The sequence below is a fragment of the Pelatocladus sp. BLCC-F211 genome, assembly GCF_041928655.1.
GTDB lineage: Bacteria > Cyanobacteriota > Cyanobacteriia > Cyanobacteriales > Nostocaceae > Pelatocladus.
Genome location: NZ_JBHFLM010000112.1, coordinates 25,118 through 32,349 on the forward strand (window position 1 = coordinate 25,118; position 7,232 = coordinate 32,349).

The 7,232-nt window shown below is 37.1% G+C and carries 8 protein-coding genes; all 8 read right to left on the bottom strand.

The features are described 5' to 3' along the window. Nucleotides 1-6: 6 nt before the first annotated feature. Nucleotides 7-663 (bottom strand): cyanoexosortase A system-associated protein, encoded by a 657-nt coding sequence (locus tag ACE1AT_RS13950; RefSeq protein WP_374869237.1) that lies wholly within the window; start codon nt 661-663, stop codon nt 7-9. A gap of 7 nt (nt 664-670) precedes the next feature. Next, nucleotides 671-1,531, bottom strand: a complete 861-nt coding sequence (gene crtA, locus ACE1AT_RS13955) for a cyanoexosortase A (protein ID WP_374869239.1) — start codon at nt 1,529-1,531, stop codon at nt 671-673. A gap of 104 nt (nt 1,532-1,635) precedes the next feature. Beyond that, the gene (locus tag ACE1AT_RS13960; RefSeq protein ID WP_374869241.1) at nt 1,636-2,361 is read right to left on the bottom strand and encodes a PEP-CTERM sorting domain-containing protein; all 726 of its coding nucleotides are present in this window, start codon (nt 2,359-2,361) and stop codon (nt 1,636-1,638) included. 579 nt (nt 2,362-2,940) lie between these two features. Then, a complete protein-coding gene (locus ACE1AT_RS13965) occupies nt 2,941-3,468 on the bottom strand; it encodes a hypothetical protein (RefSeq protein WP_374869243.1) in 528 nt (175 codons plus the stop codon). A 63-nt stretch (nt 3,469-3,531) separates the two neighbouring features. After that, complete coding sequence (locus tag ACE1AT_RS13970) at nt 3,532-3,969, bottom strand: hypothetical protein (RefSeq protein ID WP_374869245.1); 438 nt, start codon at nt 3,967-3,969, stop codon at nt 3,532-3,534. Between the two features lie 323 nt (nt 3,970-4,292). After that, on the bottom strand, nt 4,293-5,024 hold the full coding sequence (locus ACE1AT_RS13975; protein WP_374869247.1) for an ABC transporter ATP-binding protein: 732 nt from the start codon (nt 5,022-5,024) through the stop codon (nt 4,293-4,295). Between the two features lie 171 nt (nt 5,025-5,195). Then, the gene (locus tag ACE1AT_RS13980; RefSeq protein WP_374869249.1) at nt 5,196-5,966 is read right to left on the bottom strand and encodes an ABC transporter ATP-binding protein; all 771 of its coding nucleotides are present in this window, start codon (nt 5,964-5,966) and stop codon (nt 5,196-5,198) included. A gap of 40 nt (nt 5,967-6,006) precedes the next feature. Continuing rightward, entirely contained in the window at nt 6,007-6,936 is a 930-nt protein-coding gene (locus ACE1AT_RS13985; RefSeq protein WP_374869251.1) for a branched-chain amino acid ABC transporter permease, read from the bottom strand. Nucleotides 6,937-7,232: the final 296 nt, after the last annotated feature.

The following is a 7,232-nucleotide window of genomic DNA, read 5'->3' on the forward strand; positions in this document are numbered from 1 at the left end:
CAAACTTTAAAATTTCTGCAAATTAGAATGCCAGTATTTATACCAAGAAAACCAGGCAGTTTCTAAAACTTGATAAGCTGCTTCTGGAGAAGAGTTTTTCAATGGAACCGACAAATGCGCCCAGAGACAGGGGTTGTTTTCTCTTAGTTGTTCTCGTCCTAGTAACCAAGGTAATAAACGTTGCCAAGGTTGATTTCTTTGCTGCTGATTTTGGTTAAATTGTGTATTAGTAAAAGTGCTATTGCCATGCGGATTAATACAAGCACTGAGGTAAGCTTTTTGTTGTTCAACTCCTAAACCGTAATAACCTATACCTTCTTTTTGGCGTACAACCGCAGACGATGAAATTTTAGTATATTTTCTAATCAGTTGATTAACATCTCCTATTTTTACGTAACGCATTTCGATATCTAAAGGCAAACCTTTATGCATATATTGATAATTTTTTTGGGCTAACAATTCAGAATCATCTTGTATATCATGAGGTAAAGCTTTGGTAAATTTGAGTTGCGATTGGGGTAAAGGCGGAGCTTCTGAGATCAGAAAAAAATTAGCAGGATTTTTAGATTGGTTTGGCAGAAAAAGAATTTGTCCCAATACCAATAACACGTTGCTACAACCTAGAATTAACAATGAAATACGGATTTTTTTCCAAGTAATCATAGTTTGATTATGACAACCTAGAATTCTGATTCTCAGATTCATTCCGTCCAATTAAAAACCAACAGAAAGAACCAAAAATAATCACAGAAATCATTGAAAATAAAAGAGAGCCATTGCCACTATGCCAGTAATCAAAAGCATCCATATTATCTTTTGCGACGATGATGGCCATAAGTGCAACACGCCCAGCATTAACAATAAATCCTACCGTAGCAGCTACAACTGGTACCAATATTTTTTGTTGCCAATTTTGAGGAAAAATTAACAAAAAAAGTATTGCGAAACCCAACATTTGAGAAATTAATTCTAGACCAGAGCAACCACTAAGCACTTCTACACTACCATTTGGTAGATAAACATTAATTCCAGAAAGAGTTACTTCAAAGCCCGTATACCAAAGTATAAAAGCTGATAATTTTGCGGTTAGCAATGTAAGCTGATAAATTATCCATTCTGGTGATAACTTAGATACACTAAGAGAAAAAAGCGTGATTAACTCACCTGTGTATTGATTTAGTCCTCGAAAACCAGAAGCTATTAAAGCAAGTCCTAAGCCAAAAATAAAGGGTAAGACATACAAAAAACCTCCGAAGCTAGTCATAGATGCACTCTTGAACAGTGCTATCCAGATAAGTGAGAAACCCAAAAAGCTGGGTAAAATTCCACTTTCTAAACTTAAATTATCTCGTTTTTCCCAAATAATAAAAGAGATAGCTGCCCAAAACAACAAACTAGTACTCAAAAGGTTCGAGTTTCCTGATCTCCAACTTAGCGTTAGGTGAATTGAAATTAAGCCTGAACCTATGATTAAGAGCCAGAACTGAGGATGATCAAGTCTTATAACTTTAGCCAGTTTACTAGTTTTCATTGTTTAATTGAATGGCAGCTTTGCTCTCAACTTTTCAAAACATTACATTTCGCTTTTCGGATGTCATAAAATATTTCAGTCTCTAAATAAATAATTTTTAAAAATTATTTATTTACATCTTTTTGTTGTTGCTTCTGTTTTCGATATAAAGCAAAACCAATACTACTTGCTGTTAAGGAACCAAAGATAGTTAGAGGTTCAGGAACAGCTTTAGTTTTTTTGTTGAAAGTAAAGTTATCTATCACAAAATGCGTGCCTCTTCCGTTATAGCTGGCGTTATTACCTCCAGAAGACGTAAATTTTAAATAATCAATTTCCAAGAAATTAAATGTAAATAGTGTAGGAGTTTTTGTATTCACAACTACTGTCTGGGAATATTTCTTTTCTCCAGATATTCCTCCCGTGTAACCTTCTACCAGCACAGTCAAATCATCATTCCAAGCTGCTGTTAAATACGTACTATTAAAATCGAAAATATCATCAACTGTACTTATAACAGCAGGATTACCAAAGCCATTGTAAGCAACGTTTTTTGGTGATACTGTTCCATTTACATAGCCTGAAGGAATAAAAGAAGTTGTATCGAGATCATAAAAGTTTTCCCAATTCAATCCTACGTAGCCATTAGGAATTGTGTTTTGAGAGCCAGATAGCTCGTCGAAGGTAACAGTGACAGCTTGAGCCTGTTTTGTCTGAATTACCCCAATGACAATAGCAACAGATGTAGCTATGGTTGCAGTTTCCCGCAACTTCTTTTTTATCTGAGATTTGCTTGGTGTTGTGGCAAAATTAAGCTTGTCTCGAATTTTTGCGAATTGCAACCCTGTCATTTAACTCACTCCTACAACATGATAAAAATCGATGGTAGACTTCCCTGGAGTGAGGTTGTTTGCTCTCCAACTGTCATAATTTAAAAATTACAGCGACAGAGGTTTGCTACCCTGTCGCGTCCTAGACAGAAGGACTAATTATATATACTAGAAACTACACAGATTATATTAGCTTTATAGTACTAAATGCATCTGTTATCTAGATTTACTAGGTTTAAGTAATAAGCGATACTAATTCTATAGTATAAATGAAGGCTGATTATTTAGCTTTACAAAAAGTTTATACTTGTAAAAAAAGGTTGTTGATTGTAAGCAGCTTCTGGTAAGACTTGTGAGAAATAGCTTCCTTAGAGGGCTGGATAAAAGTTTCATAAAGTTAAGATAATAACTGTCATTGTGAAGGGCGATCGCACATCATCAACCTACATCTTGATAATTTTTAAGACTAAATAACACCTAAATTTACAGTTGCTTGTATAAAGTATTTTCAGTATTTATGCTTCAAACACAAATAAACACCTAAAAAACAAGGATGGATCTTACCACCCTTGTTTTTTGTTCTGTGCTATGGACTCAGATTTACTTGTTACGACCACCTAACCACTTAGCAGCAGCAAGTCCTACAATAGCTCCCACAACGGGATTGCTCAGAAACTTGATAATAGCTGGCTGTTCTGCTAACACTTCTTTGAAAATGTCAGGATGGTTATGATATGCAAAAGAGGCGAGTCTGCTAACATCATCCGCACTCATGCGGTTGGGGTTGTGGGTAGAAAGGCTTACTTGTTGCTCAAGATGGCGCTCATCCAATCCTTTTTGCTTGAAGTGCTTGAAAAAGGCGCGTGCAACATCATCTCGTTCATTTGGTTTAATATTAGCGATCGCCTTTTGCAATTCTGGCTCCATTTGACTAGGAGGAATGCTGTTTGAATTAAAAGAGCGTTCAAACATTTGGCGACGCTCAGACGCAGTTGTTCGTTGAGCAAAATCATCAAAACTTTGATAATCTTGTGATGGATCACCACTAGGAGCATCACCAAGATACTCAACATCACCCTGAGCCAAATCTTTCATAATTTGGCGCTTATATTCTTCACTGCTACTCACTGTACTAATCTCCTTTTCTTATTCTTGTTGATAGTTAAGACACTAAACAACAAACAAAATTTTCTAGCTATATTGAACTTGATTGGTTTGGGTATCATACCTAGCTGTCAAAATCAGCTGCTTGTCAGGTGCGTATACCAAAACAGTTAAATCTTGATTGGGGAAATTTTTCCGAAAACCTTCCACTAAAGATTTTGCTAACGGACGTACTTCATTAGGACGTACTTGTGGGGAAATGACTACGCCTAACTTATTGTTATCGCGCACGTAAGCATCTTGGACTAATCCCCGCGATGTTTGTACAACCCAGTTACCAAAAGTTTGTCCAGATGCAGTATTTCCTCGCTCTAATTGTGCATAAGCGACATCTCGACCAACTGCTGGCGGATTTGTGGTACGGTCAACTTGGGCAACGTTACCACCACAAGCAGTAGTAATAGTTAAAACCAAAATCAAGACAACAGCCGTAATCATTTTACGGCTCTGCTGTAACAGATTCATTTTTGCTCTCTCCTCAAAAATTGCTATTGGAAACAAACAAAATTTAGATTTATGTTTATTATTTGCGCGGACTTACTATTTAATAAACGTTGAAAAAGTGATAATTAAATTTGATTTGTTTCGTTTAGCTTTGTTTTATATAAACTAACGTATGATTTTGATTTGAGGCTTCTTTCCATAGACATATTAGTTACTCTATAGAAAGAGAGAGGATGAATATATTAGTTATTAGTTAGGGATCAAAGAATAAAAATTATTAATCAAGTAAAAACTAATCATCAGCAACCAAAATGATAAAAAAAACCAGCTTTTTAGTTGTGAAATTATCCTAAATAAGCTTTTTTCACTCGTTCATCTGTTAGTAATTCTGATGCTGCGCCTGCAAGAGTAATACAACCAGCTTCTAAAACATATCCCCGATCTGCAATCTGTAATGCTAAATTGGCATTTTGTTCAACTAACAAAATAGTCACGCCCGTCGCTCGTAAATTTTCAATAATACTGAATATTTCTCTGACTATTGCGGGTGCTAAACCTAAACTTGGTTCATCTAATAATAGAAGTTTTGGTCTACTCATCAAAGCACGAGCGATCGCTAACATTTGTTGTTCACCACCGCTCAGGGTTCCCGCTAGTTGATTGCGTCTTTGTGCTAAACGTGGAAATAGCTCAAATTGGTGCTGAATATCATTCTTGATCTCTACTTGCTGAGAACGAATATATGCACCTAAAAGCAAATTATCATAAACAGTTTGTCGCGTTAATACTCTGCGCCCTTCTGGACAATGGGCGATACCCAATTGCACAACTTCGTGGGGTTGACGACGGGTAATATTGCGTCCACTGTAGATAATTTCGCCGCTTTTGGGATTGAGAATTTTAGATATAGCGCGCAGAGTAGTAGTTTTACCTGCACCATTGGCACCGATGAGAGTGACTACTTCACTGTTATTGACAACTAAATTAATATTTTGGAGGGCCTTAATACCTCCATAATTAACGTATAGGTTTTTAATTTCTAAAATTGGGTAGCTTTTCTGGTTCTCTGTGTTCATCTGTGTGCATCTTTGATTGATCAAACATTCAGTATGTTTTCTTAGTGTCTTAGTGCCTTGGTGGTTTAAGAGAAATTTTTATAAAACACATAGACGCGCCAGCGGCTACTTTCAGAAGCCACTCCGTGTCTACCCTGCGGGTAGACACCAAGACACAAAGATAATTATTAATTATTCATGACCCAAATACGCTTCTATGACAGCGGGATTATTTTTAACCACTGCTGGTTCTCCCAAGGCGATTAATTGACCAAAATCTAAAACCGCGATGCGATCGCACAAACCCATGACTAAGGGTACATGATGTTCTATCAGGATAATCGTTAAATTAAAGCGATCGCGTAAATTGCGGATAAATTGACTGAGTTGCTGTTTCTCGCTGGGATTCATTCCAGCTGCGGGTTCATCCAGAAGTAAAATTTGTGGTTCTAAGGCTAAAGCACGAGCAATTTCTAGCCGTCGTTGATCACCATAGGCAAAATTCTTAGCTTTTTCTTCAGCGCGTTTTTGTAAACCAACTAGTTCTAATAATTCCAAAGCTTTTTGCTTACTTTTACGTTCTTCTGCTGGTGCTGGTGGAACCCCGATTACGCCTGTAAGTATATTGCTATGAATATGCAAATGTCGAGCAATAATTGCATTTTCCAATGCTGAAAGTTCACCAAATAAGCGAATATTTTGGAAAGTCCGAGCAATACCTAAAGCGGCGATTTGGTGGGGACGTAGTTGGGAAATTTCTTGATTTTGATAAGTTAATTGTCCACTTGAAGGTGGAATTAAGCCTGTAATTAAATTAAATAATGTTGTTTTACCAGCACCATTAGGGCCGATTAATCCAAAAATCTCATGTTTTTTAACAATAAAAGATACATTATTTACTGCTACTAAACCACCAAAGCGGCGAGTTAAGGATTTTGCTTCTAAAAGAATGTCATTGGTCATTTGTCATTAGTAGACGCGATTAATCACGTCTGTACAATGGTCATTTGTCATTTGTTATTGATCGTCTTTTAAAAATATCTGGGGTGACGAGTCCTTGGGGAAAAAAGATGGTTCCCAAAACTATTAGTAAACCAAAAATAATTAACCTACCATCTCTTAAAAATTGTGCTAACCAAATTGGTAAACCAGCTGTGTCAGCGATACTTCTTAAGACTTCTGGTAAAGCTGTAAATAACATACCTCCGACTACAGCACCTAAAAAAGTTCTCGAACCACCAATTAAAACAAAAGTTAGATAAATAATACTGGCATCAAATGTACCTTGTCTGGCATTCCAAGTATTGAGAAAATGAGCGCTAATTGCACCAACTACTCCAGCTAAAATTGCTCCTAATGTAAAAGCTAAAACTTTGTAGTAAGTTGGGTTAATTCCCATGGCGCTTGCTGCTAATTCATCCTCACGAATTGCGGTTAAAGCCCTACCTACACGAATACGTTCTAAACGATAAATTAATACCATACTAATGATTAATAATGGTAGGGCAATCCATAAATATTCAATTTGTGTTGGGAAAGGTTGAGGAATACCAAAAATTCCCACAGCACCACCTGTGATATCCAAATTGAGGGAGAGAACCCGCAAAACTTCCACAAAAGCAATTGTGGCGATCGCTAAATAAATTCCTCGTAACCGCAAAGCTGGAATTCCGACTGCTACACCCAACAATCCCGAAACTACACCAGCTATTAACATTTCTAACAACAGTAATGGAATCGGAAAAGGATCACCACTAGAAGTAAAAACTGTTGTTGACAGAATCGCCGCAATATATCCACCCAAAGCATAAAATCCAGGGCTAGCTAATGATAATTGTCCAGCCATTAATGGCAAATACAACGATAGTCCTAGCAAAGCCCCTAATACCATAGAGACAATTAAAGCACCGTATACACCAATAAAATCAGCCATTTGTCAAGAGTCAATAGTCATTTGTCATTGGGGAAAGGGGAACAGGGAACAGGGAATAGGGAACAGGAAAGAGAAATTCCCCTTTGTCTCCCTTGTCCTCCTTGTCTCCCTTGTCCCCGCTTCCCGATCCCCAATCCCTTAATACAGTGTTCCATCGTAAGCGTTCAGGGGGTGTAAAGAAAACAAAAAACATTTCCCAAAATCAAGGAATGAAATTAAGCCGCTTTCAATAACTCAGAATCATCAGAACAAGGAGTAACTTGTGGAAGCAAAGAAGGTGGAGTGTTATCACCACG

Excerpts from the sequence above, each read along its gene's own strand:
- ACE1AT_RS13980 (WP_374869249.1), bottom strand. The coding sequence starts at position 5,966 with ATGACCAATGACATTCTTTTAGAAGCAAAATCCTTAACTCGCCGCTTT.
- ACE1AT_RS13950 (WP_374869237.1), bottom strand. The coding sequence starts at position 663 with ATGATTACTTGGAAAAAAATCCGTATTTCATTGTTAATTCTAGGTTGT.
- ACE1AT_RS13960 (WP_374869241.1), bottom strand. The coding sequence starts at position 2,361 with ATGACAGGGTTGCAATTCGCAAAAATTCGAGACAAGCTTAATTTTGCC.
- crtA (WP_374869239.1), bottom strand. The coding sequence starts at position 1,531 with ATGAAAACTAGTAAACTGGCTAAAGTTATAAGACTTGATCATCCTCAG.
- ACE1AT_RS13970 (WP_374869245.1), bottom strand. The coding sequence starts at position 3,969 with ATGAATCTGTTACAGCAGAGCCGTAAAATGATTACGGCTGTTGTCTTG.
- ACE1AT_RS13985 (WP_374869251.1), bottom strand. The coding sequence starts at position 6,936 with ATGGCTGATTTTATTGGTGTATACGGTGCTTTAATTGTCTCTATGGTA.
- ACE1AT_RS13975 (WP_374869247.1), bottom strand. The coding sequence starts at position 5,024 with ATGAACACAGAGAACCAGAAAAGCTACCCAATTTTAGAAATTAAAAAC.